The organism is Streptomyces sp. NPDC057694, from assembly GCF_042799415.1.
Lineage (GTDB): Bacteria > Actinomycetota > Actinomycetes > Streptomycetales > Streptomycetaceae > Streptomyces.
On sequence record NZ_JBHVIX010000007.1, the window covers coordinates 89,239 to 113,932 of the forward strand.

Annotated in this window: 19 protein-coding genes and 1 other RNA gene; 18 read left to right on the forward strand and 2 right to left on the reverse strand. The window is 71.0% G+C overall.

The features are described 5' to 3' along the window. Window positions 1–337 precede the first annotated feature (337 nt). From ACFVDP_RS18185 to ACFVDP_RS18200, 4 genes are all read left to right on the forward strand, one after another. Window positions 338–1,972: a serine/threonine-protein kinase gene (locus ACFVDP_RS18185; protein ID WP_383490545.1), complete on the forward strand. Its 1,635-nt coding sequence runs from the start codon at window positions 338–340 to the stop codon at window positions 1,970–1,972. 112 nt (window positions 1,973–2,084) lie between these two features. Next, entirely contained in the window at window positions 2,085–3,320 is a 1,236-nt protein-coding gene (locus ACFVDP_RS18190; RefSeq protein ID WP_383490547.1) for a serine/threonine-protein kinase, read from the forward strand. Between the two features lie 654 nt (window positions 3,321–3,974). After that, the gene (gene prfB / locus ACFVDP_RS18195) at window positions 3,975–5,078 is read left to right on the forward strand and encodes a peptide chain release factor 2 (protein WP_383490549.1); all 1,104 of its coding nucleotides are present in this window, start codon (window positions 3,975–3,977) and stop codon (window positions 5,076–5,078) included. A 315-nt stretch (window positions 5,079–5,393) separates the two neighbouring features. Continuing rightward, entirely contained in the window at window positions 5,394–6,224 is an 831-nt protein-coding gene (locus tag ACFVDP_RS18200) for a hypothetical protein (RefSeq protein WP_383490551.1), read from the forward strand. A gap of 117 nt (window positions 6,225–6,341) precedes the next feature. Here ACFVDP_RS18200 and ACFVDP_RS18205 read toward each other — a convergent pair whose 3' ends face one another. Next, window positions 6,342–6,533: a hypothetical protein gene (locus tag ACFVDP_RS18205; protein ID WP_361559188.1), complete on the reverse strand. Its 192-nt coding sequence runs from the start codon at window positions 6,531–6,533 to the stop codon at window positions 6,342–6,344. Between the two features lie 322 nt (window positions 6,534–6,855). On the opposite strand from ACFVDP_RS18205, the gene ftsE reads away from it, so the two are divergent. The 7 genes from ftsE (at window position 6,856) to dacB (ending at window position 13,630) form a co-directional block, all read left to right on the forward strand. Continuing rightward, window positions 6,856–7,545, forward strand: coding sequence for a cell division ATP-binding protein FtsE (ftsE, locus tag ACFVDP_RS18210; protein ID WP_026245701.1), 690 nt, complete (start codon window positions 6,856–6,858; stop codon window positions 7,543–7,545). A gap of 58 nt (window positions 7,546–7,603) precedes the next feature. Beyond that, window positions 7,604–8,521, forward strand: coding sequence for a permease-like cell division protein FtsX (ftsX, locus tag ACFVDP_RS18215; RefSeq protein ID WP_383490554.1), 918 nt, complete (start codon window positions 7,604–7,606; stop codon window positions 8,519–8,521). Window positions 8,522–8,599: 78 nt separating this feature from the next. Further along, the gene (locus tag ACFVDP_RS18220; RefSeq protein ID WP_383490556.1) at window positions 8,600–9,820 is read left to right on the forward strand and encodes a S41 family peptidase; all 1,221 of its coding nucleotides are present in this window, start codon (window positions 8,600–8,602) and stop codon (window positions 9,818–9,820) included. Window positions 9,821–9,851: 31 nt separating this feature from the next. Next, a complete protein-coding gene (gene smpB / locus ACFVDP_RS18225; protein WP_383490947.1) occupies window positions 9,852–10,388 on the forward strand; it encodes an SsrA-binding protein SmpB in 537 nt (178 codons plus the stop codon). A 117-nt stretch (window positions 10,389–10,505) separates the two neighbouring features. Continuing rightward, window positions 10,506–10,893, forward strand: a transfer-messenger RNA (tmRNA) gene (gene ssrA, locus ACFVDP_RS18230). Between the two features lie 104 nt (window positions 10,894–10,997). Next, window positions 10,998–11,987: a PHB depolymerase family esterase gene (locus ACFVDP_RS18235; RefSeq protein ID WP_383490558.1), complete on the forward strand. Its 990-nt coding sequence runs from the start codon at window positions 10,998–11,000 to the stop codon at window positions 11,985–11,987. A 29-nt stretch (window positions 11,988–12,016) separates the two neighbouring features. Beyond that, the gene (dacB, locus tag ACFVDP_RS18240; protein WP_383490560.1) at window positions 12,017–13,630 is read left to right on the forward strand and encodes a D-alanyl-D-alanine carboxypeptidase/D-alanyl-D-alanine-endopeptidase; all 1,614 of its coding nucleotides are present in this window, start codon (window positions 12,017–12,019) and stop codon (window positions 13,628–13,630) included. Here the strand turns inward: dacB and ACFVDP_RS18245 are convergent, their stop codons facing one another. Further along, window positions 13,631–14,848 (reverse strand): MFS transporter, encoded by a 1,218-nt coding sequence (locus ACFVDP_RS18245; RefSeq protein ID WP_383490561.1) that lies wholly within the window; start codon window positions 14,846–14,848, stop codon window positions 13,631–13,633. It abuts the gene before it with no gap. Between the two features lie 83 nt (window positions 14,849–14,931). Between ACFVDP_RS18245 and ACFVDP_RS18250 the strand changes: the two genes are divergently transcribed. From ACFVDP_RS18250 to ACFVDP_RS18280, 7 genes are all read left to right on the forward strand, one after another. Further along, complete coding sequence (locus tag ACFVDP_RS18250) at window positions 14,932–15,915, forward strand: LysR family transcriptional regulator (protein ID WP_383490563.1); 984 nt, start codon at window positions 14,932–14,934, stop codon at window positions 15,913–15,915. A 223-nt stretch (window positions 15,916–16,138) separates the two neighbouring features. Beyond that, window positions 16,139–16,834 (forward strand): hypothetical protein, encoded by a 696-nt coding sequence (locus ACFVDP_RS18255; RefSeq protein ID WP_383490565.1) that lies wholly within the window; start codon window positions 16,139–16,141, stop codon window positions 16,832–16,834. A 187-nt stretch (window positions 16,835–17,021) separates the two neighbouring features. Then, window positions 17,022–19,238, forward strand: a complete 2,217-nt coding sequence (locus ACFVDP_RS18260) for a glycosyltransferase (protein WP_383490566.1) — start codon at window positions 17,022–17,024, stop codon at window positions 19,236–19,238. Continuing rightward, window positions 19,235–20,749 (forward strand): acyltransferase family protein, encoded by a 1,515-nt coding sequence (locus ACFVDP_RS18265; RefSeq protein ID WP_383490568.1) that lies wholly within the window; start codon window positions 19,235–19,237, stop codon window positions 20,747–20,749. Before ACFVDP_RS18260 ends, ACFVDP_RS18265 begins: the two co-directional genes overlap by 4 nt. A 90-nt stretch (window positions 20,750–20,839) precedes the next feature. Continuing rightward, window positions 20,840–21,679, forward strand: a complete 840-nt coding sequence (locus ACFVDP_RS18270; protein ID WP_383490570.1) for a hypothetical protein — start codon at window positions 20,840–20,842, stop codon at window positions 21,677–21,679. Between the two features lie 182 nt (window positions 21,680–21,861). After that, window positions 21,862–23,241, forward strand: a complete 1,380-nt coding sequence (locus tag ACFVDP_RS18275; RefSeq protein ID WP_383490572.1) for a nitrate/nitrite transporter — start codon at window positions 21,862–21,864, stop codon at window positions 23,239–23,241. 128 nt (window positions 23,242–23,369) lie between these two features. Then, window positions 23,370–24,539 (forward strand): uroporphyrinogen-III synthase, encoded by a 1,170-nt coding sequence (locus tag ACFVDP_RS18280; protein WP_383490574.1) that lies wholly within the window; start codon window positions 23,370–23,372, stop codon window positions 24,537–24,539. The last annotated feature ends 155 nt before the right edge of the window (window positions 24,540–24,694 follow it).

Below are 24,694 nucleotides of genomic sequence, written 5' to 3' on the forward strand. Positions count from 1 at the left end.
CCCCCCACCCGTAAGTGATCTTGATTGGTCGGCTCTGCCCGCAAAAGTGCCTGCTCTGTCGCCGCCGGACGTCCGGTTGAGATCGCTCACGTCCCCGACCGGCAACCACCCGACCCGGGGCTGCGTCTTTCCGAAGAAGTCATTCCGCCGAAGTGGTTCCGCCGAACACGGGTAGGGGCCGAGCACGGGTATGGCCGGTCGAAGAAGATCGACAGCCTGTACCTCGTACAGCGCCACTACAGTGGGTCGGAACACCTTCTCCACCCGACAGACACCCGCTACGGGACAGACCAAGCAAGTACGCGACAGTACGCAAGCCAAGCAGGGAGCGCATGACGTGCGGCCGGTAGGCAGCAAGTACCTGCTCGAGGAGCCGCTCGGACGCGGCGCCACGGGCACCGTCTGGCGAGCCCGCCAGCGCGAGACCGCGGGCGCCGAGGCGGCCGTCGCCGGGCAGCCCGGCGAGACCGTTGCGATCAAGGTCCTCAAGGAGGAGCTGGCCAACGACGCGGACGTGGTGATGCGCTTCCTCCGGGAGCGCTCCGTCCTGCTCAGGCTCACGCACCCGAACATCGTGCGCACGCGTGACCTGGTCGTCGAGGGTGAACTCCTCGCCCTGGTCATGGACCTGATCGACGGTCCCGACCTGCACCGCTATCTGCGCGAGAACGGCCCGTTCTCGCCGGTCGCGGCCGCTCTGCTGACCGCGCAGGTCGCCGACGCGCTCGCCGCGAGCCACGCCGACGGTGTGGTGCACCGCGACCTGAAGCCGGCGAACGTGCTGCTCAAGCAGGACGCCGGCGGCATGCACCCGATGCTCACCGACTTCGGCATCGCGCGCCTCGCCGACTCCCCGGGGCTGACCCGCACGCACGAGTTCGTGGGCACGCCCGCGTACGTCGCGCCCGAGTCCGCCGAGGGCCGCCCGCAGACCAGCGCGGTCGACATCTACGGCGCGGGCATCCTGCTGTACGAGCTGGTGACCGGGCGCCCGCCGTTCTCCGGCGGCTCCGCCCTCGAAGTGCTCCACCAGCATCTCTCCGCCGAGCCGCGCCGTCCCTCCACCGTCCCCGACCCGCTGTGGACGGTCATCGAGCGCTGCCTGCGCAAGAACCCGGACGAACGGCCGAGCGCGGAGAACCTCGCGCGCGGTCTGCGCACCGTCGCCGAGGGCATCGGCGTGCACGCGAACAGCGCGCAGATCGCCGCCGCCGAGGGCGTGGGCGCCCTGCTGATGCCCGACCCGGACCCGGCGTACGTCCCGGGCGTCGCCGGCGCCGCCGACCCCACGCAGGTGCTGCCGAGCAACGCGGGCTCGTACGACCCGAACGCCGCGACGAGCGTCATGCAGTCGCAGGGCGGCCAGTATTCCGACGCGGACCCCACCTCCGTACTGCCGAACAACCGCGGCGCCGCCGACCCGACCGCCGTCATGCCGCCGGTCCCGCAGAACCCGCCGGGCGGCAACCCCGACGACCCGCACCCCTGGCAGAACCAGCTGCGAGCGGCCCGCGACCGCAACGAGCAGACGCAGGTCCAGTACCTCGACCCGAACGAGGACCCGCTGCGGCGGCGTCCGCAGCGCCAGGTCCAGCAGCCCCAGCAGCAGCCGCGCCAGCAGCAGTACGCGCCGCGGCAGCAGCGCCCGGCGCCGCGGTCGACCCCGCAGCCGCAGCAGCCCCAGCAGCAGCCGCAGCACTACGCGCCGCCGCAGCCGCCGCCCCAGCAGCAGCGGCCCCCGCGCGAGCCGCGGCAGCGCAGCTCCAACCCGATGAAGATCCCCGGTCTCGGCTGCCTCAAGGGCTGCCTTTTCATGATCGTGATCCTCTTCGTGGTGAGCTGGCTCGTCTGGGAGTTCACCCCGCTCCAGGACTGGATCGGCACCGGCCGGGGCTACTGGGACCAGCTGTCCACCTGGTTCGACGACATCACCGGCTGGATCGGCGATCTGGGGAGCAAAACCGGCAACTGAACCGCGATGTTGACGATTTGTCGACATCCAGCGGGTGATTTCTCCTTCTGATGCGCTGGTTGGCGTCCGGGCCGCGTAGCTTGGGCGCCAACACGCGTCTGTAGGAGCAGTCTTGGCACGGAAAATCGGCAGCCGCTACACCGCACACCAGATCCTGGGGCGCGGCAGTGCGGGCACCGTGTGGCTGGGCGAGGGACCCGACGGTCCGGTCGCCATCAAACTGCTGCGCGAGGATCTCGCCTCCGACCAGGAGCTGGTCGGCCGCTTCGTCCAGGAGCGCACCGCCCTGCTGAGCCTCGACCACGCGCGCGTGGTCGGCGTTCACGACCTGGTGGTCGACGGCAACGACCTGGCGCTGGTCATGGACCTCGTCCGCGGCACCGATCTGCGCACCCGCCTGGAGCGGGAGCGGCGCCTCGCCCCCGAGGCCGCCGTCGCCATCGCCGCCGACGTCGCCGACGCGCTGGCCGCCGCGCACGCCGCGGGCATCGTGCACCGCGACGTGAAGCCCGAGAACATCCTGCTGGACATGCAGGGTCCGCTCGGTCCCGGCGGCGCGCACCCCGCGCTCCTCACCGACTTCGGCATCGCCAAGCTGATCGACACTCCGCGCCGCACCAAGGCGACGAAGATCATCGGCACGCCCGACTACCTCGCCCCCGAGATCGTCGAGGGCCTGCCGCCGCGCGCCGCGGTCGACATATACGCCCTCGCCACGGTCCTGTACGAGCTTCTGGCGGGCTTCACGCCCTTCGGCGGCGGGCACCCGGGCGCCATCCTGCGCCGCCACGTCACGGAGACCGTGGTGCCGCTCCCCGGCATCCCCGACGAGCTGTGGCAGCTCCTCATCCAGTGCCTCGCCAAGGCGCCGGCGTCCCGGCTGCGTGCCTCGGAGATGGCCGCCAGGCTGCGCGAGCTCCAGCCGTTCCTGGCCGGCATCGCTCCGCTCGACGTCGACGAGCCCGGGGCCGAGGAGGACGCCGAGGAGCCTCAGGAACCGGCCGAGGAGCCCCGGGAGGTGGAGCGGCCCCGGCGCGGCGCCGTGCCCCTCGTGCCCGGCACGGCCTCGGCCGACTCCAACCGCGACACCCATACGTCGATGAGGGTGCCCGCGCCGGACGAGCTGGCCGGCGGGGCCCGTGGCACGGCCCGGGTCCCGCGCGCCTCCGGGGCGCCCCGGCCCGGCTCGGCCCGCAATCGGCATTCCGCGCGGCGGCGACGGATCACTCTGGGGGTGGCCGGGGTTGTGCTGGCCGCCGTGGTGGGGGGCGGTATCTGGGCCGTAACCTCCGGCGGCGACGAGCCTCCTCCGTCGGACAACCAGAACTCGGCTCCGGCCGCGCCGTAGGGGCTGGGTTCGTCGTCCGCGGCTCTCGTCGTGGCTGGTCGCGCAGTTCCCCGCGCCCCTGGGTAGTTCTCCGTCTGCGGGCCGGTGGCCGCTTCTCGCGCAGTTCCCCGCGCCCCTGAGATGCGCACTGCGTGCGCCATCTCATCAAAGGCGCGCCACCCACCCCTAGGGAGAGGCGCGCCACCCACCTTTTAGGAGAGGCGCGCCAGCGGCCTTTCATCAGAGGCGCGCCACCCACCTTCAGGAGAGGTGCGCCACCGGCCCTTCATCAGAGGCGCGCCATCCACGTTCAGGAGAGGCGCACCGCCGGCTCTTCATCAGAGGCGCGCCACCCACCTTCAGGAGAGGCGCACCACCGGCCCTTCATCAGAGGCGCGCGAAGCGCAGCCTCAAGGGGAGGCGGCGCGAAGCGCCTGCCTCAGGGGCGCGGGGAACTGCGCGACCAGCCCCCACCGGCCCGCACACGAACGACAACCCGATAAGGGGCGCGGGGAACTGCGCGAGAAGCCCCACCGGGCCGCGGGCGAACGACAACCCAGGGGCGCGGGGAACTGCGCGACCAGCCCCACCCGAGCCGCGGCCGGAGAAGGCGCCCAGAACCCGGGCACCCGGCTCCCGGCCGGAGGTGGTTGCGGTAGACGTTAGGCTGGGGATGTGGCAGTCGTCGATGTATCCGAAGAGCTGAAGTCCCTCTCCTCGACCATGGAGTCGATCGAGGCCGTCCTGGACCTCGACAAGCTGAGGGCAGATATCGCCGTGCTCGAGGAGCAGGCGGCCGCCCCGTCCCTGTGGGACGACCCCGAGGCGGCGCAGAAGATCACCAGCAAGCTGAGCCACCTCCAGGCGGAGGTGCGCAAGGCCGAGTCCCTGCGCGGTCGCATCGACGACCTCTCGATCCTCTTCGAGATGGCCGAGGAGGAGAACGATCCGGACACCCGCGCCGAGGCGGAGTCCGAGCTGACCTCCGTGAAGAAGGCGCTGGACGAGATGGAGGTCCGTACCCTCCTGTCCGGTGAGTACGACTCCCGCGAGGCGCTGGTCAACATCCGCGCGGAAGCCGGCGGCGTCGACGCGGCGGACTTCGCGGAGCAGCTCCAGCGCATGTACCTGCGCTGGGCGGAGCGCCACGGCTACAAGACGGAGATCTACGAGACGTCGTACGCGGAAGAGGCCGGCATCAAGTCGACCACCTTCGCCGTCCAGGTCCCGTACGCCTACGGCACGCTCTCCGTCGAGCAGGGCACGCACCGCCTGGTCCGCATCTCCCCGTTCGACAACCAGGGCCGCCGCCAGACGTCCTTCGCGGGCGTCGAGGTGCTCCCGGTGGTCGAGACGACCGACCACATCGACATCGACGAGTCCGAGCTGCGCGTCGACGTCTACCGCTCCTCGGGCCCCGGCGGCCAGGGCGTGAACACGACGGACTCCGCGGTCCGTCTGACCCACATCCCCACCGGCATCGTGGTCTCCTGCCAGAACGAGCGCTCGCAGATCCAGAACAAGGCCACGGCGATGAACGTGCTGCAGGCCAAGCTCCTGGAGCGCCAGCGCCAGGAGGAGCGGGCCAAGATGGACGCCCTCAAGGACGGCGGCAGCTCCTGGGGCAACCAGATGCGTTCGTACGTCCTGCACCCGTACCAGATGGTCAAGGACCTCCGTACGGAGTTCGAGGTCGGTAACCCGCAGTCCGTGCTCGACGGCGAGATCGACGGCTTCCTCGAGGCCGGAATTCGCTGGCGCAAGCAGCAGGAAAAGTAAGCGACACGACTTTATCGACAAGGCAACTGCCGCTCTTGGAGCGGCAGTTGCCTTTCTTTGTGCGGGGAATGTGAAGACCCTTCCGGGTTTTACATCACAGTCACATGTCCGTACGCCGGTCATTTCCTCTGGTAATGGACATTGGGTGCGCAACGGCCTTGACGTTGATCTGAAAACTGGGAAGGCTGGCGCGCGGCATGCGTATCAGTGGGACGCGTGTGAACGGGGGGCGGGTCGGACGAGACCCCTGCTGCCTCCGGAACGCGGTCCCTGGCGCTGCTCCATCGACGATTGGCTACTGGGGGTAGCAGACAGATGACCAAGAAGACGCGGATCCGTGTCGCGCGGATAGCTGCCGGCGCGGTGATCGCCGCCGGCGCGTCGCTGACCGCCGCGGGGGCCGCCTCGGCCGCCGATGGCACCACCAGCGAGGACTGTGGCCTGCTCTCCGTTGTGTTCGGTTGCGACGACGACGGCGGCGGCACTGACGGCGGTACCGACGGTGGCACTGACGGTGGCACTGACGGCGGCTCCGACGCCGGCGGCGTGGTCGCCGGCGCCATCGGCGGTTCCGACGACGGCGGTGCGGCCGACGGTGGTGCTACTGACGGTGGCGCGACCGACGGCGGTGCCACTGACGGCGGTGCGACCGACGGCGGTGCCACTGACGGTGGTGCCACTGACGGTGGCGCGACCGACGGCGGTGCGACCGACGGCGGCGCGACCGACGGCGGTGCCACTGACGGCGGTGCGACCGACGGCGGCTCCGGCAACAACGGTGGCTCCGGCGACAACGGCGGCTCCGGCAACAATGGCGGCTCCGGCGACAACGGTGGCTCCGGCAACAACGGTGGCTCCGGCAACAGTGGCGGCTCCTCCTCCACCGGCGGTTCCTCCACCGGTGGCGACAACACCAACCCCGACGGCAACAACAACCCCGTCGAGCAGGGTCAGGGCAAGGACAGCCTCCAGGACACCGGCTCCGACTCCACGGAGGCGGCCGGGACCGCGAAGAACGGTGAGCTGGCCGAGACCGGTTCGTCCGGTACCACGTTCCTGCTGATCGGCGCCGCGACCATGATCGCGGGCGGTGTGGGCTTCCGCCTGCTGCCGCGCATGGCCGGCGGTCGCAACACCGCTGTGTGACCTGTGTGACCTGTGTGACCTGTGTGACGTGATCCGGGGCTGACCCGGAACCACGAGAAGGCCCGGAGCCGATCGGCTCCGGGCCTTCTCACATCTCGTCGCGGCTGTCGCCGCGGGCTATGCGGTCTGGTGCGCGAGCAGCGCCACGGCCGCCACGAGCACCACCACCAGCGCGATCAACGCCGTCGGGTTCAGCCCGGACAGCGGATTCTGCTGCTGGAGCCGCTCACGGTTCGCCCGGCAGACCGGGCAGCGGCCCTCGCTCACGGGCGCCGCGCAGTTCGCGCACACCAACCTGTCGTAGGTCATGCGCCTCTCCTCCTCCCGCGCGGCGGAGCCGGCCACCGAGTACCCACTGGTTCTCTCCGCTCAACGCTCCGGGAAACGCAACCGTTCCCCCCTCCACTGTGCCAGCTTCGCGGAATTTCGGCGCGTCTCCCTCACAGGACCGTCGCTGACCAGGCACGGGACGGACAAAACCGGCAACGCGCCGGGTCCCGCACCGGGACAAAACGCTCAACCCGGGTCGGCGCCTGATATCCGCGAGCCGGTTCGCGTATGGTCACGCTCACCTACGGGGTGTCCGCAGACGCCCCCGCCCCCTACGCCCCCGACGCCCCGAGGCGCACCCGTGATCCGATTCGACAACGTCTCCAAGGTCTACCCGAAGCAGACCCGACCCGCGCTCCGGGATGTCTCCCTGGAGGTCGAGCGCGGCGAGTTCGTCTTCCTGGTCGGCTCGTCCGGCTCCGGCAAGTCGACGTTCCTGCGCCTCATCCTGCGTGAGGAGCGCTGCAGCCACGGTCAGGTGCACGTGCTGGGCAAGGACCTGGGCCGGGTCTCCAACTGGAAGGTCCCGCAGATCCGTCGCCAGCTCGGCACGGTCTTCCAGGACTTCCGGCTCCTGCCCAACAAGACCGTCGGCGAGAACGTCGCGTTCGCGCAGGAGGTCATCGGCAAGTCCCGCGGTGAGATCCGCAAGTCCGTGCCCCAGGTGCTCGACCTCGTCGGCCTCGGCGGCAAGGAGGAGCGGATGCCCGGTGAGCTGTCCGGCGGTGAGCAGCAGCGTGTGGCCATCGCCCGCGCGTTCGTCAACCGCCCCAAGCTGCTGATCGCGGACGAGCCCACGGGCAACCTCGACCCGCAGACGTCGGTCGGCATCATGAAGCTGCTCGACCGCATCAACCGCACGGGCACCACCGTGGTGATGGCCACCCACGACCAGAACATCGTGGACCAGATGCGCAAGCGCGTCATCGAGCTGGAGAAGGGCCGTCTCGTCCGCGACCAGGCACGCGGCGTGTACGGCTACCAGCACTGAGAAGTACCGAGAGGTACGAGAATTACCGAGTGAAGCTGCGAAAGGCTCAGTAAGCGCTATGCGTGCCCAATTCGTTCTGTCGGAGATCGGCGTCGGTCTGCGGCGCAATCTCACGATGACCTTCGCCGTCGTCATCTCGGTGGCCCTCTCGCTCGCCCTGTTCGGCGCCTCGCTGCTCATGAGCGATCAGGTCAACCAGATGAAGGGCTACTGGTACGACAAGGTCAACGTCTCGATCTTCCTGTGCAACAAGGGCGATTCCGAGTCCGACCCGAACTGTGCCAAGGGCCCGGTCACGGCCGAGCAGAAGAAGCAGATCCTCGACGACCTGAAGAAGATGACGGTCGTCGACAAGGTCGCGTACGAGTCCCAGGACCAGGCGTACAAGCACTACAAGGAGCAGTTCGGCGACTCCCCGCTGGCCAGTTCGCTCACCCCGGACCAGCTCCAGGAGTCGTACCGGATCAAGCTCAAGGACCCGGAGAAGTACGAGGTCATCGCGACCGCGTTCAACGGCCGGCCCGGTGTGCAGTCCGTGCAGGACCAGAAGGGCGTGCTCGACAACCTCTTCAAGCTGCTCGGCTACCTGAACTACGCGGCGGGCGCGGTGATGGCGGTGATGCTCGTCGTGGCGCTGCTGCTGATCGTCAACACCGTGCGCGTCTCCGCGTTCAGCCGCCGCCGCGAGACCGGCATCATGCGGCTCGTCGGGGCCTCCGGCTTCTACATCCAGGCGCCGTTCATCATGGAGGCGGCGGTCGCCGGACTCATCGGCGGCGGCATCGCCTGTCTGTTCCTGGCGGGCGGCCAGTACTTCGTGATCGACAACGGCGTGGCGCTCTCCGACAAGCTCCAGCTCATCAACTTCATCGGCTGGGACGCCGTGTTGACGAAGCTGCCGCTCATCCTCGCGGTGAGTGTGCTGATGCCCGCGCTGGCCGCTTTCGTGGCGTTGCGCAAGTACCTGAAGGTGTGACGAGAGTCCCCCGTACCGCGGGGCGCCGCGCGGTTCAACCCACCGTGCGGCGCCCCGCGTTGTCCTAGACTCACCGACATGTCAGGCCCGGATCGGTTCTCGGTGAAGTCTGCGGTGTCAGCGCCGAACGCGTACCGCCGCATCGGCCGCGGGGCGGCCCTGACCTTGGTCTTCGGCTGTGTCCTCGCCACCGGTGCCGCGACCGGCGCACTGCCCGGAGAGACCGGGAAGACCCCCGCGCAGCAGGACAGTTCCGTCACGCCCCGGCACGGGAGGTCGTCCGGCGCGGACGACAAGGCCTCCGACGAGGCGGCCGAGGCCGCCTACGAGGCGATGTCCGACGGCAAGTCGCCCGAGCAGTCCGCGCAGGCCGCCGAGGAGGCCGTCAGCCGCAGCGGCGACCGCTGGGGCGCCGTCTACTCCCAGGGCGAGTACCACGAGTTCGAGCAGGCCCTCGACGGCGAGTACACCGGCGTCGGCCTGTGGGCCCGGCGCACCGCCGACGGTCAGGTCCAGGTCACCAAGGTGCGCTCCGGATCGCCCGCGGCGGCCGCCGGCATCCGCGACGGCGACCGCATCGCGGCCGTCAACGGCAGGCCGGTCACCGGCCGGCCCGTCACCGAGGTGCTGACCCTCCTGCGGGGCGAGCGCGCCGGGACCTCCGTCCACGTAGGACTTCAGCGCGGCACGCGCGCGTGGAGCGAGACCCTGCGCCGGGCCAACCTCCCCACCGACTCCGTCGCCGTCAGCCGCCTCGGCAGCGGGGCGACGCTCGTCAAGGTCACCGCGTTCACCAAGGGCTCGGGCGAGAAGGTGCGCTCGGCGGTGCGCGCTGCGCCCGCGCGCGGGGGAGTCGTCCTCGATCTGCGGGGCAATTCGGGCGGCCTGATCGACGAGGCGGTCACCGCGGCCTCCGCCTTCCTCGACGGCGGACTCGTCGCCACGTACGACGTACGCGGCAAGCAGCGCGCCCTGCACGCCCGCGGCGGCGGCGACACCACCAGACCGTTGGTCGTGCTCGTCGACAGCGGCACGATGAGCGCGGCCGAACTGCTCACCGGCGCCCTCCAGGACCGCGGCCGCGCCGTGGTCGTGGGCACCCGGACCTTCGGCAAGGGCTCGGTCCAGATGCCGAGCAGACTGCCCGACGGTTCCGTGGCGGAACTGACCGTCGGGCACTACCGCACCCCCTCGGGGCGAGGCGTCGACAACCGGGGCATCACCCCCGACCTGGACGCCGACAAGGACGCCCTGCGGCGGGCGGAGACAGTATTGACTGGCCTCGGGGCCCCCTCGTAGTGCGAAAATGGCCAGCACTATGGCCAAGGGAATGTACGTACCGAAGGAGTCCCAGCCCAAGCAGGGCAAGGGGGACGCGTCCAAGAAGGACGGCAAGCGCAAGATCGTCGCGCAGAACAAGAAGGCGCGGCACGACTACCTGATCATGGACACCTACGAGGCCGGCATCGTGCTGTCCGGCACCGAGGTCAAGTCGCTCCGCCAGGGACGCACCTCCCTGGCCGACGCCTTCGTCCAGATCGACGGGGGCGAGGCGTGGCTGCACAACGCCCACATCCCCGAGTACAGCCAGGGCACCTGGACCAACCACGCGGTGCGCCGCAAGCGCAAGCTGCTCCTGCACCGCGACGAGATCGACAAGCTGGAGTCGAAGTCCCAGGAGTCGGGTCACACGATCGTGACCCTCGCGCTCTACTTCAAGGACGGCCGCGCCAAGGCCGAGATCGCGCTCGCCAAGGGCAAGAAGGAGTACGACAAGCGGCAGACCCTGCGTGAGCAGCAGGACCGGCGGGACTCGGACCGGGCGATCGCGGCGGCCAAGCGCAAGCAGCGGGCGCGCGAGCGCTGACCGCTCGCCACGGGTGCCGGGGAATACGCTGGCATCGTCGGGCGTTGGTCACGTACGATGGCACTGCTCCTCACGCAGGGGCGGCGGATCTCCGGATCCACATTGAAAAAACAACATGGGGATGATCGGTTTCGACAGCGGATGTCGAAGCAGGTGAAGCGTGTCGAGGAAGCGGCAATGATCTCGTAAACCATATGTCGCAACCAATAATCGCCAATTCCAAGAGCGATTCCCAGTCCTTCGCCCTCGCTGCCTAATAACAGCGACTGAAGGACCCTAAAAGGGTGTCAGCCCGGGGGTGTTCCCGACCCGGACCCTGGCATAATCTAGGGAACTAAACCATCGAGCCCGGTCACGGGGTTCGATGGGAAATCAAACAGTGACTGGGCCCGTCGGCGACTTGTTCGCGTGATCACCGGGGCCGAGAAAATCGCAGCGAACTGCACACGGAGAAGCCCTGCTGCTGCACCGTTGGACGCGGGTTCGATTCCCGCCATCTCCACTCATCCCATGCGATTCAGGCCCGACTGTGAACCACAGTCGGGCCTTCGTCGTTGTGTGGTCCCGCTACATGTCTGGGGGGACGCGCCGGTTCTACGGTCCCTCCTCATGAACCCCCACACCAGAGACACCGCAGTTTCCAGAGCCGCGACCGTCCTCGTGGCGCTTCTCCTCGTGCTCTTCCTGCCCGCGCTGCCCCGGGCGTCCGCCGCCGCGGGCATCCAGGAAGTCACCGGCTTCGGGCCCAACCCGGGCGCGCTGAAGATGTTCCGCTACGTTCCCGACGGTCTGCCGAGCGGGCGGCCCGTCGTCGTCGCGCTGCACGGCTGTACGCAGAACGCCTCCGGGTACGGCACCGGCAGTGGCTGGACCGAGCTCGCCGACCGGTGGGGCTTCTCCGTCGTGCTGCCGCAGCAGACCACCGGCAACAACGCCAGCTCCTGCTTCAACTGGTTCGAGACCGGGGACATCGCACGGGGCCAGGGCGAGGCCGCCTCGGTCGCGCAGATGGCCGACAAGCAGGTCGCGGACGCCGGCGCGGACGCCTCGCGGGTGTACGTCACCGGGCTCAGCGCCGGCGGCGCCATGACCTCCGTGATGATGGCGACGTACCCGGAGAAGTTCGCCGCGGGCGGGGTCGTCGCCGGGCTGCCGTACGGGTGCGCGCAGGCCGCCGGATCGCCGTACGTGTGCATGTACGTGGGTGCCACCCAGAGCGCGAAGCAGTGGGGCGACCGGGTGCGGGCCGCCCGCTCCGGCTACACCGGGCCGTGGCCCCGGCTCACCGTCCTCCAGGGCAGCGCCGACTACACCGTCAAGCCCGTCAACATGACCGACCTGATGAAGCAGTGGACCGACGTGCTCGGCGCCGACCAGACCGCCGACACCAGCGACACCGTCTCCGGCTACCCGCACCAGGTCTACCGGACCGGCTCGGGGGCCACGGCCGTCGAGACGTACAGCATCACGGGCATGGGGCACGGTCAGCCCGTCGACCCGGGGAGCGGGGCCACGCAGTGCGGGACCGCCGGGGCCTACATCCTCGACGTGAATCTCTGCGCCGCGTACACCCTCGGGCACTCATGGGGTCTTGGCTGAGCCCTCCTCCTCCGGGATGCTCCTGACGCATGAGCACACCTGACGGAACCGCGAGATCCAACTTCCGTACGAGGGCGCGACGGTGGGCCCTGCCCGCCGTCGTCGCCGTCACCGCCGCCACCCTGTCCTGGGGCGCGCCCGCCGGGGCCCACTCCAGCACCAGCGGGCTGCCCGAGGCGATCGACACCATCCTCGGCGACCCGCGGATGGAGGGCGGTGCGGCCAGTGTCGTCGTCGCCGACGCGCACACCGGGGAGACGCTGTACCAGCACAACCCGACCGGGCGGCTCAGCCCGGCGTCCAACACCAAGCTCGCCACCTCGGCCGCGGCCATGTCGCTGCTCGGCCCCGGCTACACCTTCTCGACCGATGTCCGCGCCGACGGGCGGGTGCGGGGCGGTGCGCTGCACGGGGACCTGTATCTGCGCGGCACCGGGGACCCCACGACCCTCGCCGCCGACTACGACAAGCTGGCCGCCGCCGTCGCGGCCGCCGGGGTGAAGAAGGTCGACGGGCGCCTCGTCGCCGACGACACCCGCTTCGACCACCAGCGCATCGGCGACACCTGGGGCGGTGACGACGAGTCCTCGTACTACGCCGCCCAGATCTCCGCGCTGACCGTGGCGCCCGACACCGACTACGACTCCGGGACCGTGATCGTCGAGGTCGCGCCCGGAGCGAAGGCGGGCGACAAGCCCGTCGTCAGCGTCACGCCCAAGAACTCGTACGTGCACCTCGACGTGCGGGCACGGACCGGGGCGGCAGGCGGTGACGGCACCGTCGCCGTCGAGCGGCAGCACGGCACGAACACCATCACCGTGAGCGGGACCGTGCCGGTGGGCGGCGACACCGCCAAGGAGTGGGTCACCGTCTGGGAGCCGACCGGGTACGCGGCCTCCGTCTTCCGTGCCGCCCTCGCCGCGCACGGGGTGAGGGTGAGCGGCTCCACCCGGCTCGGGCGGGCCACGCCGACGGCCGCGAAGACGCTCGCCACGCACCGGTCCATGGCGCTGAAGGACCTCTTGGTCCCGTTCATGAAGCTGTCCAACAACATGCACGCCGAGTCGCTGATCAAGGCCATGGCGTACAAGGCGACCGGCAAGCCCGGGAACTGGGGCGACGGCACCGCCGCCGTCGCCGGCTACCTGAAGGGCGCCGGGGTCGACGCGACCAAGATCCGGCAGGTCGACGGCTCGGGCCTGTCGCGCAAGGACAACTTCGCCGCACGGCAGATCGCCGACCTGCTGCTGAAGGTGCGCGGTGAGTCCTGGTACGCCGACTGGTACGCGTCGCTGCCGGTGGCCTGCGACCCGGCCCGGTTCGTCGGCGGAACCCTGCGGACACGGATGTGCGGCACGCCCGCCGCGCTCAACGCCCGCGGCAAGACCGGCTCGCTGACCGGCGCCTCGGCCCTGTCCGGGTACGTGAAGGACGCCGACGGCCGCGAACTGGTCTACAGCGTCGTCCAGAACAACTACCTCGTGGACTCCGTGAAGCCGCTGGAGGACGCGATCGTCGTGACGCTCGCGAAGTCCACGGCCGAGGAGGCGTCGGCCGTCCTGCCGAAGTCCACCCGCGCGGTCCCGGCCGCCGAGCGCGACGGCGACCTGGAGTGCTCGTGGCGCAAGCCCGCCACCTGCTGATCACCTAGGCGCGCGTACGCAGCCGTAGAGGGACAGCAGCAGCGCGGTCGCGGCCGCCGTGAGCGGGACCGCGTACGCCGCGGTGGGGCCCCAGTGCTCCACCGCGGCGCCGCCCGTCGCCGACCCGGCCGCGATACCGCCGAGCAGGCCGGTCACCGCGAGGGTCAGGCCCTCGTTCAACCGGCCCTCGGGCGTGAAGCGTTGGACGAGCGTCATGCCCGTCACCATCGTCGGCGCCGTCGCCATCCCGGCGATCAGCAGCGCGCCGCCCAGCACGTAGAGGGAGCCGGTGAGCGCCGCCGCGAGCAGCGGCAGCGTCATCAGCACCGCCATGGCCGCCACGCACAGCGGGTGGCGGCGCTCGGCCGGGCCGGTCGGCTTGCATGCCCCGTAGACCAGCCCCGCCGCGCACGATCCCGCCGCCTGGAGCGCGAGCACCGGGCCCGCCCACGCCTTGTGGCCCTGGCCGTCCGCGAAGGCGACCGTGACGACCTCCAGGGAGCCGAAGACCGCGCCCGTCGCGAGGAACGCGATCAGCAACGGCGGCATGCCACGCGCGCGTAGCGGCGATTTCGTCGCCTGCGTGCGCGCGTGCACCGGAGGTTCCGTGGCCCGCTGCGCGGCGAAGATCAGTACCCCCGTCACCATGAGCACCGCGCCGGCCAGAGTGCCCGCCTCCGGGAACAGCGAGCCGCACAGGAAGGCGGCGATCACCGGGCCCAGCATGTAGCAGAGTTCGTCCGCCGCCTGCTCGAAGGAGTTCGCGGTGTGCAGCGCGTCCGGCTCGTCCTTCAGCAGATGCGCCCAGCGGGCCCGGGACATGCCGCCCGTGTTGGGCGTCGTCGCAGAGGCCAGATAGGCGGCGAACAGCGTCCAGTCCGGGGCGCCGAAGTGCACGCACAGCAGCAGCGCGAGCGAGCCGCCCGCGGATATCGCGGCGGCCGGGACCGCGATCCTGGCCTGCCCGTGCCGGTCGACGAGGCGGGCCGTCAGCGGGCCGACGACCGCGTTCGCGACCAGACCCGTGGCGGTGACGGCGCCCGCGAGCGCGTACGAGTCACGGGCCCCGGAGATCATCATGACCGCGCTGATGCCGAACATCCCCTGCGGGAAGCGCGCGAGGAGATTGCCGAGGGTGAAGGCGCGGGCGCCGGGGATCGCGAACAGGCGGAGATAGCCGCCCCGCTCCGGCTCCCGGGTGATCGTCGTGTCAGCCATGCCAAGAGCGTCGCCGCAGGTCACGTACGGGGTCCAACACTTACTCGGTGCCGATTCACGCGCCTGTGTTGTAAGTTCGCCGGATGCCGAACTCCGCGTACGGGGTCGAGCCCCGGCTGCTGCGTGCCTTCCTCGCCGTCGCCGACGAGCTCCACTTCACCCGTGCCGCCGCCCGCCTCTACGTCGCCCAGCAGGCGCTCAGCCGCGACATCCGCCGCCTGGAGCGGGAGCTGGGCGCCGAGCTGTTCGGCCGGACGACCCGGCAGGTGACGCTCACCGCCGACGGGGCGCGGCTGCTGCCGTACGCGCGGCGGGCGATGGAGGCGCAGGACGAGCTGCTCGCCGCGTTCGCCCGGCCCGCCGCCGAGCACCGGCCGCTGCTCGTGGACGTCAACAGCCCCGGGCTCGTGACCGAGCAGGTCCTGGAGCGGGCCCGCGAACTCGCCCCGCAGTGCGAGCTGATGGCCCGCTACGAGAGCGGGCTGACCGGCGCCGCCGCCGAGCTGCTCGCCGGACGGCTCGACATGTCCTTCGGGCGGTTCGCCGGGCTCGACCCCGCGGTGCGCGAGCGGCTCGCCCACCAGCCGCTGCGCTACGAACCGATGGCGATCGTGCTGCCCGACGACCACTCCCTCGCCGCACTGGACGCGGTGCCGCTCGACCGGCTCGCGGGGGAGACCGTCTACGCCGGTGCGGGCAACCCCCGTACGCCCGAATGGACCGACCTGGCACGGCAGTTGTTCGCCGGCCGGGGCATCGCCGTCGCACCGCCCGCCCCGCTCGCCGTCGGACGGGAGGAGTTTCGGCGGATCATGACCAAATACAGGAATCCGGTCCTCGCCGGAGTGGACTTTCCGGCCATGCCGGGCTCGGTGCTGAGGCCCCTGGCCGACCCGGTGCCGCTGTCGCCGGTGTCGTTGGTGTGGCTGAAGGGGCGGGAGCATCCGGGGATCACGGCGGTCCGCGCCGCCGCGAGAGAACTGGCACGACGGAACGCATGGCTCACACAGCCGGAGAACGCGTGGATACCGGCCACCGATGCACTCATCATGATGAGTCAGGACTGACACGTGGACACGGCTGTCACCGGCGTGCGCTACATTCATGGTGCGGGCGCAGTGTGATAAGGGGGGCGCCCGGGTCGAGTGGGGGCTCGGTCCGGGGCGACAGATACCCGCCCGTCGCACGCCCAATTGAGAACATGACAGAGACATGTCCTGGGGGGATGTGCGTACGGTGGAGAACTGGCGAGAAGATGCCCTGCCCGGGCACACCCATGATCCCCATGAGGTGACGATTCAGCTCGACGGCGCGGGCCGCCTGCTGGGCGAGATGATCGCCGCGGGCAAGCGTCCGGGCGAGGAGATACCGGGCCGCGAGCCGGGGGACGACAAGGAAGTCCCCGTGTTCGTCGACGACTCCGGCAGACGCGGCCGCACCTTCCGGCGCGTCGGCGTCGCCGTCGGCCTGGCCTGTGCGGTCTACGCGATCGTCATCGTGGTCACCCTGTTCTCCGGGAGTTCGACCGCGCCCATGCTGCCGGGATTCTCCGAGGACAAGAAGTCCGCGGACCAGGTCGACACCTCTCCGCAACTGCCCTCCGACTCCGCGTCGCCGTCCCTGTCGCCCGGCGCCACCCCGGACCCGAGCGCCTCCGGCACCGCGACCGACGCCTCGGGAGCACCCGCCGACGGCGCCTCGTCGTCCGCGGACGCGAGCGCCGACGAGCAGGGCGCGCCCGGCGCCGCCACCACCGGCCCCGGCAGGCCGACCGGCCGCGCGACAACGAAGTCGGCCGACCCGTCGAAGTCCGCGGACGACGACACGACACCGGCCGACCCGTCGACACCCGCCGACCCGCCGCCGGAGACCACCCCGACCGACGACCCGCCCGCGGAGGGCGGCACGAGCGGCACCGACGCCGTCGCCTACAGAACCTCCGCGTCCCGGCCGGGCGCCGCACCGGCCGCGTCGCTCGCGTCCTAGAGCGCGAGGCCGGCCCCGCCCCGGCGGAGCTCCCCCCGGCCCCCTGGGCCCCCGTGGCGTCCGCGCCGCACCGTCCCGGCCGTGTCCCCCGCCCGCGACCCCGTCGCGCCCGCGGCCATGTCCCCGCCGCGTTCCCGCCCCGCGTCCCCGGAAAGCAGCGTCCTGTAGAGATGAGCGACCAGTAGAGATGTCCCACCGCTCCCGTTCCCGGCACTCCCGGGGCTCCCGGCGGGCCCCGGCCGCGGCCACCGCCCGCAGGCGCCGGCTCCCGCTGCGCTATCTCCTGCCCTCGCTGCTGCTCGTGGCCATGATCGCGATGCTCATGCTGCGCGGCTACGTGCACAGCGAGATCATGGCCGACCACCGCATCCAGCCGGAGGCCGCCACCGACAAGGTCCCCGAGAAGATCCTCGACGGCGGCCCGGTCATCGACACCCGCGGCGGCCAGGAGTCCAGCCGCTCCATAGCCGACCACAAGCTGGTGCTCACCTTCGACGACGGGCCCGACCCGGAGTGGACCCCGAAGGTCCTCGACGTCCTGAAGAAGCACCACGCCCACGCCGTCTTCTTCGTCACCGGCACCATGGCCTCGCGCTACCCCGAGCTCGTCCAGCGCATGGTCGCCGAGGGCCACGAGGTCGGCCTGCACACCTTCAACCACCCCGACCTGTCCTACCAGTCGACGAAGCGCATCGACTGGGAGCTGTCCACGAACCAGCTCGCGCTCGAAGGCGCGGCGGGCGTGCGCACCTCCCTGTTCCGGCCGCCGTACTCGTCGTTCGCCGACGCCATGGACGACAAGTCGTGGCCGGTCACGCAGTACATCGGCTCGCGCGGCTACCTCACGGTCGTCAACAACACCGACAGCGAGGACTGGAAGCGCCCCGGCGTCGACGAGATCATCCGCCGGGCCACCCCGCACGGCGGCAAGGGCGCCATCGTCCTGATGCACGACTCCGGCGGCAACCGCTCGCAGACCGTCGCCGCGCTCGACCGCTTCCTGCCCGATCTCCAGCACGAGGGCTACCGGTTCCAGAACCTCACTGAGGCCCTGGACATGCCGAGCGCCCACACGCCCGTCACCGGCATGGACCTGTGGAAGGGCAAGGCGTGGATCTACGCGGTCGAGGCGTCGGACAACATCACGGACGTGCTGGTCGTCGGGCTCGCCGTCATCGGCGTCCTGGTCATGGGCCGCTTCGGCCTGATGCTGATCCTGTCCGCCGCCCACGCGCGGCGCGTCCGCAAGAAGGGCTTCGCCTGGGGCCCGCCGGTCACGGAGCCGGTCTCGGTCCTCGTCCCGGCGTACAACGAGGCCAAGTGCATCGAGAACACCGTGCGTTCGCTGATGCTCAGTGAGCATCCCGTCGAGATCATCGTCATCGACGACGGCTCGACGGACGGCACGGCTCGCATCGTGGAGAACCTGCGGCTGCCGAACGTCCGGGTGGTGCGCCAGCACAACGCGGGCAAACCGGCCGCGCTCAACAGGGGCCTGGCGAACGCCCGGTACGACCTCGTCGTGATGATGGACGGCGACACCGTCTTCGAACCGGCCACCGTGCGCGAGCTGGTCCAGCCGTTCGGCGACCCGCGCGTGGGCGCCGTCGCGGGCAACGCCAAGGTGGGCAACCGCGACTCCCTCATCGGCGCCTGGCAGCACATCGAGTACGTGATGGGCTTCAACCTCGACCGCCGCATGTACGACCTGCTGCGCTGCATGCCGACGATCCCCGGCGCGGTCGGCGCGTTCCGCCGCAGCGCCCTGGACCGGATCGGCGGCATGAGCGACGACACGCTCGCCGAGGACACCGACGTCACCATGGCGCTGCACCGCGACGGCTGGCGCGTCGTCTACGCGGAGAAGGCCCGCGCGTGGACCGAGGCCCCCGAGTCCGTCCAGCAGCTGTGGTCGCAGCGCTACCGCTGGTCGTACGGCACCATGCAGGCCATCTGGAAGCACCGCCGCGCGGTGATCGAGCGCGGCCCGTCCGGCCGCTTCGGCCGCGTCGGCCTGCCCCTGGTCTCGCTCTTCATGGTCCTCGCCCCGCTGCTCGCCCCGCTCATCGACGTCTTCCTGCTGTACGGGGTCGTGTTCGGCCCCACCGCCAAGACGGTCGTCGCCTGGCTGGGCGTCCTCGCGGTCCAGGCGGTCTGCGCGGCGTACGCCTTCCGGCTCGACAAGGAAAAGATGACGCACCTCATCTCGCTGCCGCTCCAGCAGCTGCTCTACCGGCAGTTGATGTACGTGGTGCTGCTCCAGTCCTGGATCACCGCGCTCACCGGCGGCCGTCTCAGGTGGCAGAAACTGCGCCGCACCGGCGCGCTCGGCTCCGCGCCGGGTGCCCTGCCGCAGCAGCGCACGACCTCGGTGTCCGGTGGCGACAGGAGGCCGGTGGCATGACGCATCCCCAAGAACCCTCGGGACAGGGCAACTGGTTCGACGGGTCCGAGCGGCCCCTGCGCCGGGAGTCCGAGTGGCGGCGCGCCGTGGAGGGCCCGGACAACCCCGGCCCGGCGGCGGGCGCGGCCTCCGGTACCGCCTGGCCGTACGAACCGGTGGCCGCCGACACGGCACCGGCACCGGTCTGGCCCGCCGCGGCCGGCAGTGCGCAGACCGGCCAGGGCCCCGCCCTCCACGCCACCGAGCCGACCGCGCGGTTCGCCGAGGTGACCGGGACGGCCGCGCTGCCCGCGCAGGCTCCCGGTACCCGCCCGCTGCCGCAGGCCGCACCCCGGAGCGCGCCGGAGCCCGCCCCGGAGGCCAGGCCCAAACGGCCCGGCCGCGACCGCTACCTCGACCTGCTGCGCTCCCTGGCGCTGATCCGCGTCGTCGTCTACCACCTCTTCGGGTGGGCGTGGCTGACGGTGCTGTTCCCGTCCATGGGCGTGATGTTCGCGCTCGCCGGATCGCTGATGGCGCGCTCGCTCAGCCGCCCCGCGATCGGCGTCATCCGCGGCCGTATCCGCCGGCTGCTGCCGCCCATGTGGGCGTTCAGCGTGGCGGTGCTCGCCCTGCTCTTCCTGGGCGGCTGGAACCCGGGCAAGGACCCGGACAACGGCGGAACCTGGGGCTGGATCAGCCTCTTCAACTATCTGGTGCCGATCGGCGCGCCCTCCTTCCCCTGGCATCTCGGGGACAAGGCGGGCCTCCTGGAGGACACCTGGCCCGCCCAGGCGGCCGGACCGCTCTGGTACATCCGCGCCTACCTGTGGTTCGTGATCGCCTCGCCGCTGCTGCTGTGGGCGTTCCGCAAGGTGCCGTGGGCGACGCTGCTCGCGCCGCTCGCGCTGACCGCGATCGTCGGCACGGGCCTGGTCACCATCCCCGGCGAGACGGGCAACGCGGTCTCCGACTTCGCCGTCTACGGCAGCTGCTGGGTGCTCGGGTTCGCGCACCAGGAGGGCAGGCTGAAGGAGATCCCGCGCTATCTCGCGGTGTCCTGTTCGGCGCTCGTGATGGCCTTCGGACTGTGGTGGGCCTCCGGGCACCTCGGCCCGGACGGCTGGGACCTGAACGACATCCCGCTGGCCCAGGCCGCCTGGTCCTTCGGGTTCGTCGTGATCCTGCTCCAGTACTCACCGTCCTGGCAGGAACTGCCCGGCAGACTCGCCAAGTGGGACTGGTTCGTCACGCTCTCCAACAACCGGGCCGTGACGATCTACCTCTGGCACAACATGCTGATCATGGCCACGGTCCCGATCATCGACCTCGCGTACGACCTGCCGTTCATGGAGAACGCACGGTGGAGCGGCGCGCTCGACTCGACGTACATGATCTGGATGTTCGTCCTCGTGTGGCCGCTGATCGCGCTGTCGATCGTGGGCGTCGGCTGGATCGAGGACCTTGCGGCCAAGCGCTCACCGCGGCTGTGGCCGGACGGCCGCAAGAAGCGGCGGGCCCGGGCGGCCTGAGGGCGGCCGGTGAGGGCTTGTGTGCGCGGGAGGCCTCCGGGTTGACTGGGGCGCACGGGGGACAGGGCAACGGGGAAACGGGGACGCGCCATGACACAGCCACCGCAGGACGGCCAGGGGTACGGGTACGGATACGGCGGCGGGCAGCAGCCGCCCCCGCCGCCCCAGCAGCCTCCGGCGCAGCCGCCCGCGGGTCCGTACGGTGCGGCGCCGGGCCCCTACGGTCCGCCGCAGGGCCAGGCCCCGGCTCCGGCCCCCGGCCCGTACGGCGGCTACGGCCAGCAGCAGCCGCCGTACGGCCAACAGCAACCCGGCTACGGCCAGTTCCCGCCGCCTCCCGGCCCGCCCCCGGGCGGCGGCAAGAAGAAGGCCGTCCTGATCGCGGCGGCCGTCGTGGTCGTGGCCGCGCTGGCCGGCGGCGGCATCATGCTGGCCACCAGCGGCGACGACGGGGGCGACGACAAGCCGGCCGCCAAGGAGAGCAGCGTCGTCGCGACGGGCAGCGTCAGCGAGCCCGCCGACGATCCCACTCAGACGGAGGCCCCGGTCAGCGACGAGCCCACCGGCGCGTCCACCGACGACCCGTTCGCCGACGAGAGCGACGGGCCGGCCGAGCGCCCGGCGGGCGACACCGGCTACCAGGGGCAGTGGCAGAACGAGAAGGCGCAGACCCTCACCGTCGCCTCGAAGCTCACCACGGGCACCGCCAAGGGCAAGTACGCCGTCTCGTACATCGACGCCCAGGGCAAGGGCATCTGCAGCGGCATCGGCCAGACGCAGAGCGGCGACCGCTTCCGGATCGCGGTGTCCTGCTCCGGCAAGGACACCGGCGACAAGGTGTTCGTGGCGAACCTGACGCAGTCGGGCGACGTCGTGACCCTCACCTGGGAGAAGGGCGGCGGCACCGTGAAGCTGCCCTGGGCGGGGTAGTCCGCGGGCCGGTCCGCGCCGCTCCCGGCTGCGATGGGGCAGGCTCGGCCCCAAGCCTCACCACGGCCCGCCCGCCCGGGTGAGAGCAACGTTCCCGGGCGGTCACTCCACGGCACAGCGCGGAAATCCGCCGTGCCTACCTTCGGTCGCAGCAGCCGTACCCCGTGACCTGGAGGCGTGAGATGGCCGGCCCCGATGACCTCAAGGAGCAGCCCCGAAGCCGGAGTTGGATCGAGCGGTGGGATCCCGAGGACGAGACGTTCTGGGCGCAGACCGGCGCCCGGATCGCCCGGCGCAACCTGATCTTCTCCATCCTGTCCGAGCACATCGGGTTCTCCGTCTGGAGCCTGTGGTCGGTGATGGTCCTGTTCATGGGGCCCGAGTACGGCATCGACCCGGCGGGGAAGTTCTTCCTCGTCTCGATGGCCACCCTCGTCGGGGCCTTCGCGCGGGTGCCCTACACCTTCGCGGTCGCCGTCTTCGGCGGCCGGAACTGGACGATCGTCTCGGCGAGCATGCTGCTGGTGCCGTCGGTCGCCGCGTTCGTCGTGATGGAGCCCGGCACCTCGTACAGCACGCTCATGGTCTGCGCGGCGCTCACCGGTGTCGGCGGCGGCAACTTCGCCTCCTCCATGACGAACATCAACTCCTTCTACCCGCTGCGGAAGAAGGGCTGGGCGCTCGGCCTGAACGCGGGCGGCGGCAACATCGGAGTCCCCGTCATCCAGCTCGTCGCGCTCGCCGTCATCGGCGCGAGCGGCGGCCCGCGCGTGCTGCTCGGCATCTACATCCCGCTGATCGTCGTCGCGACGGTCCTCTCGGCGCTGTTCATGGACAACCTGGCGACGGTCAAGAACGACACCGGCGCCGCCAAGGAGGCCGTCCGCGACGGCCACACCTGGATCATGGCGTTCCTCTACATCGGCACGTTCGGTTCGTTCATCGGCTACTCGTTCGCCTTCGGTCTGGTCCTCCAGACGCAGTTCGGCCGCACGCCGTTGCAGGCCGCCTCGATCACCTTCATCGGCCCGCTGCTCGGCTCACTGATCCGTCCGGTCGGCGGCAAGCTCGCGGACCGCTTCGGCGGCGCCCGCATCACGCTGTGGAACTTCGCGGCGATGGCGCTCGCGACGGCCGTGGTCACCCTCGCGTCGGTCGCGAAGTCGCTGCCGCTGTTCACCGCCGCGTTCATCCTGGTGTTCGTGCTCAGCGGACTCGGCAACGGATCCACGTACAAGATGATCCCGGGCATCTTCCAGGCCAAGGCGGAGAGCCGGGGCCTCACCGGCGAGGCGGCGGCCGCCTACGGACGGCGCCTTTCCGGCGCCTCGATGGGGCTGATCGGCGCGGTCGGCGCGCTCGGTGGCCTCGGCATCAACCTGGCCTTCCGGCAGTCCTTCCAGACGGCGGGCACCGGCACCGGCGCCTTCGTCACCTTCCTCGTCTTCTACGCGCTGTGCTTCGCCGTGACGTGGTCCGTATACCTTCGCCGCTCGGCCGCCCGCTCCGGCGCGGTGTCCACCACGGAGACGAAGCCGCAGCTCAGCTACGCCGAGGTGTGAGGAACAGCCCCGTAACACGTACGCAATCATGTTGATCCGGGTCTGTCACGCAGCGTTGGCAGGCTCGGACGACGCCACACTGTGACCAGGCGTGTACGGGACGACCGTCGAGCGGGACGAGAACCAGCATGTACGACGAACAGCAGGCCGCCGGCGCCGCACAGGCGCCGGCCCACGGGCCGCTCGCGGGCTTCACCGTCGGGGTGACCGCCGCGCGCCGGGCCGACGAACTGGGGGCGCTGCTGAAGCGGCGCGGCGCCGCCGTGCTGCACGCGCCCGCACTGCGGATCGTGCCGCTCGCCGACGACAGTGAACTCCTCGCCACCACCAAGCAGTTGATAGACCACGCGCCCGACGTGGTGATCGCGACGACCGCGATCGGCTTCCGCGGCTGGGTGGAGGCGGCGGACGGCTGGGGTCTGGGCGAGGCGCTGCTCGCACGGCTCGGCAGCGTCGAACTCCTCGCGCGGGGGCCCAAGGTGAAGGGCGCGATCCGTGCCGCCGGGCTCACCGAGGAGTGGTCGCCGTCGTCGGAGTCGATGGCGGAGGTGCTCGAACGGCTCCTCGGTGAAGGGGTGGAGGGCCGCCGCGTCGCCATCCAGCTGCACGGCGAGCCGCTGCCCGGCTTCGTGGAGGCGCTCAGGGAGGCGGGCGCCGAGGTCGTCGGCGTGCCCGTCTACCGCTGGATGCCGCCGGAGGACATAGCGCCCGTGGACCGGCTCCTCGACGCGACGATCGCCCGGGGCGTGGACGCGCTGACGTTCACCTCGGCGCCGGCCGCGGCGTCGCTGCTGAACCGTGCCGAGGAGCGCGGTCTGCTGCCCGAACTCCTCTCGGCCCTCCAGCACGATGTCGTGTCCGCGTGTGTGGGGCCGGTGACCGCGTTGCCCTTGCAGGCGCGCGGGGTGGAGACGGTGCAGCCCGAGCGCTTCCGGCTCGGGCCGCTCGTACAGCTGCTCTGCCGTGAACTGCCCGGCCGCGCACGGACGTTGCCGATAGCCGGGCACCGGATGGAGATCCGCGGGCACGCCGTCCTGGTCGACGGCGAGCTGCGGCCCGTGCCGCCCGCCGGGATGTCCTTGCTGCGCGCCCTCGCCCGGCGGCCCGGATGGGTGGTCTCCCGCGCCGATCTGCTCCGGGCGCTGCCCGGTGCCGGGCGCGACGAGCACGCCGTGGAGACGGCGATGGCCCGTCTCCGCTCGTCCCTGGGCGCGCCCAAATTGATCCAGACCGTGGTCAAGCGGGGGTATCGGCTGGCGCTGGAGCCGGCGGCCGACGCCAAGTACTCCGACGGTTAGGCGGGCGTGTTCGGGTGCGGGTCCGTCGTGGCTGGTCGCGGGGGGGGCCCCCCCCCCCCCCCCCCCCAAAACCCCCCCCCCCCCCCCCCCCCGGAAGCAAGAGAAAAAACACCACACACCAAACGCAAAGAACGCACCCCACCCCTCCTCCGCCC